At 39.6% G+C, this 911-nt stretch carries 2 protein-coding genes; both read right to left on the bottom strand.

The genetic code is table 11. From position 1 onward, the window contains the following. Window positions 1-5: 5 nt before the first annotated feature. Window positions 6-572, bottom strand: a complete 567-nt coding sequence (locus tag JMY09_RS14405) for an IS630 family transposase (protein WP_227677396.1) — start codon at window positions 570-572, stop codon at window positions 6-8. Further along, window positions 499-849, bottom strand: a complete 351-nt coding sequence (locus tag JMY09_RS14635; RefSeq protein ID WP_227677394.1) for an IS630 transposase-related protein — start codon at window positions 847-849, stop codon at window positions 499-501. The genes JMY09_RS14405 and JMY09_RS14635 overlap by 74 nt, the downstream gene beginning before the upstream one ends. Window positions 850-911 lie beyond the last annotated feature (62 nt).

The following is a 911-nucleotide window of genomic DNA, read 5'->3' as shown; positions in this document are numbered from 1 at the left end:
TATAGTCAAGTCTCTATAAAATCGATACAGCCCATATCATGAAACAGTTTAGGCAGATTATTCTCCATCCATCCTTGGCGCAGAAACTTTGCTTGTGCCCATTTCTTTTCAATGGGATTGAGATCAGGGCTGTAGGGTGGCAGCCATAGAATGCGATGGCCATGTCTATTCAATAGTTTTTGAATACGCTTGCTCTTATGAAATCTGGCATTATCCATAACGATCACGCATTTCGTTTTAAGGCTTGGAATAAGTGTGAACTTGCACCAGTCATAAAATATATGGCTATTGATGTTCTGCTCAACGTAATCAAGCGCAAACAACATCTTTTCATAGAGAGCACCAATGACATTAGTACGCTTCTTCGCTTGCCAGTTGTAGCTATCGATACAGGGTTTACCAATCGGTGCATAGCCATAAGGTCTAATGGTTTCAGCTTCAAAGCCGCTCTCATCCATATGCACAATGGGATAGCCTTGCTGCATGAAACTCTTAAGCTTACTCTGATATATCGATCTTTTTATCGGACACGCTTTTGGATGCTCTAAGGTCTTTTTTTTGACTGATACCAAGACGCTTTAGAGCATTAAAGATGCCAGTTTGACTACAGCTCAAGCGGCGAGCTCTTTCGTAGTTATAATCATCAGGATATCTTTTTACGTCTTCAATCAAGGCGTCATCAGGTATTTTAGTTGGTGCTTTATTTCTCTTTATTTTAGGGACTAAATTCTGCTGCCAGCTGTGAATGGTGCTGGTACTAAGTCCATAAAATAGCGCAGCTTCTCGAATGGTCATGCCATCAGCGATGTTAGAAAGTACCTGTTTGCGATAGTCTACTGAATAAGTCATCGTTTATTTCATTAAATATGATTGTTAATAGGATTGTATCGGTTTTATTTGGATTAGACTAT

The organism is Psychrobacter urativorans (assembly GCF_904846695.1).
Classification (GTDB): domain Bacteria; phylum Pseudomonadota; class Gammaproteobacteria; order Pseudomonadales; family Moraxellaceae; genus Psychrobacter; species Psychrobacter urativorans.
This window is presented reverse-complemented; position numbering and strand designations above follow the sequence as displayed.